General features: G+C 45.2%; 1 protein-coding gene. It reads right to left on the bottom strand.

From position 1 onward, the window contains the following. Nucleotides 1-93: 93 nt before the first annotated feature. A complete protein-coding gene (locus tag QTO00_RS19455) occupies nucleotides 94-1,383 on the bottom strand; it encodes a citrate synthase (protein ID WP_331426216.1) in 1,290 nt (429 codons plus the stop codon). Between the last annotated feature and the right edge of the window lie 201 nt (nucleotides 1,384-1,584).

Raw genomic sequence — 1,584 nt, 5'->3', positions numbered from 1 at the left:
CCTCATTATTACTTTTCGAAACTCGAAACTCGAAACTCGAAACTCGAAACTCGAAACTCGAAACTCGAAACTCGAAACTCGAAACTCGAATGCTTACTCACGCTCATGCAGAGGTGAGAACTCACGTTGAACTTCACCAGTGTAAAGCTGACGTGGGCGACCGATACGGTTTAGTGGGTCGCTGTGCATTTCGTTCCAGTGAGCGATCCAACCGATAGTACGCGAAATCGCGAAGATAACGGTGAACATTGATACTGGAATACCAATCGCTTTAAGGATGATACCTGAATAGAAATCTACGTTCGGGTAAAGTTTCTTAGATACGAAGTACTCATCAGAAAGTGCGATACGTTCAAGCTCCATCGCTACGTCAAGTAGTGGGTCTTGGATGTTAAGCTCTTTAAGAACATCGTGACATGTTTCACGCATTACTGTTGCACGTGGGTCGTAGTTCTTGTAAACACGGTGACCAAAGCCCATTAGGCGGAATGGATCGTCTTTATCTTTCGCACGAGCGACATACTCAGGAATGTTGTCTACGCTGCCAATTTCTTCCAGCATTTTCAGACAGGCTTCGTTAGCACCACCGTGAGCAGGGCCCCATAGCGACGCGATACCGGCTGCAATACATGCAAATGGGTTTGCGCCTGAAGAACCTGCTAAACGTACTGTTGACGTAGAGGCATTTTGTTCATGGTCTGCGTGTAGAGTAAAGATCTTGTCCATAGCGCGCGCTACAACAGGGTTTACTTCATACTCTTCACACGGGTTTGCGAACATCATGTGGAGGAAGTTCTCTGCATAGTTCAGGTCATTACGAGGGTAGATGAATGGCTGACCTATAGAGTACTTGTAACACATTGCCGCTAGAGTCGGCATTTTCGACAGGAGTCGGTATGCCGCGATTTCGCGGTGTTCGTCGTTGTTGATATCTAGTGAATCGTGGTAGAACGCAGCTAGCGCTCCGACAACTCCACACATTACTGCCATTGGGTGAGCATCACGACGGAAGCCGTGGAAGAAGCTAGCAATTTGCTCATGAACCATTGTGTGACGAGTGACTGTTTTCTTGAATTGCTCGTATTGTTCGCGTGTTGGGGCTTCACCGTAAAGAAGGATGTAACATACTTCTAAGTAATCAGCGTTATTTGCAAGCTGATCAATTGGGTAACCGCGGTGCAAAAGAATCCCTTTGCCGCCGTCGATGTAGGTGATTTGAGATTCACATGATGCAGTGGCAAGAAAACCTGGGTCAAATGTAAAAAATCCGTTTGCTCCAAGTGTACGAACATCAATCACAGGAGTGCCTAGGGCTCCTTCCATAATCGGCAGCTCGATAGGTGCTTGACCTTCAACATGAAGGGTAGCTTTCTTATCCGCCATAACAATCTCCTTTGTTTATTATTTAATCCGTCCAGGATGTTTGTGTGCCATTTTTTTACGTGTGATCGCTGTCAAAGTCAATTTTTCTACCCTGATGTGTGCACTTGTTATGATTTTTTGAATATATAAGGTGAAAAATCTGGTCTATGTAGCAAAAATTGTTACATCAATTGTATTAGAATGTTGCGAGCCGTATAGTGG

Origin of the sequence: Vibrio sp. M260118, assembly GCF_036533755.1 — a bacterium.
Lineage (GTDB): Bacteria > Pseudomonadota > Gammaproteobacteria > Enterobacterales > Vibrionaceae > Vibrio.
Note: the sequence above shows the minus strand (reverse complement) of the source record. Positions and strands in the feature narration are given on the sequence as shown.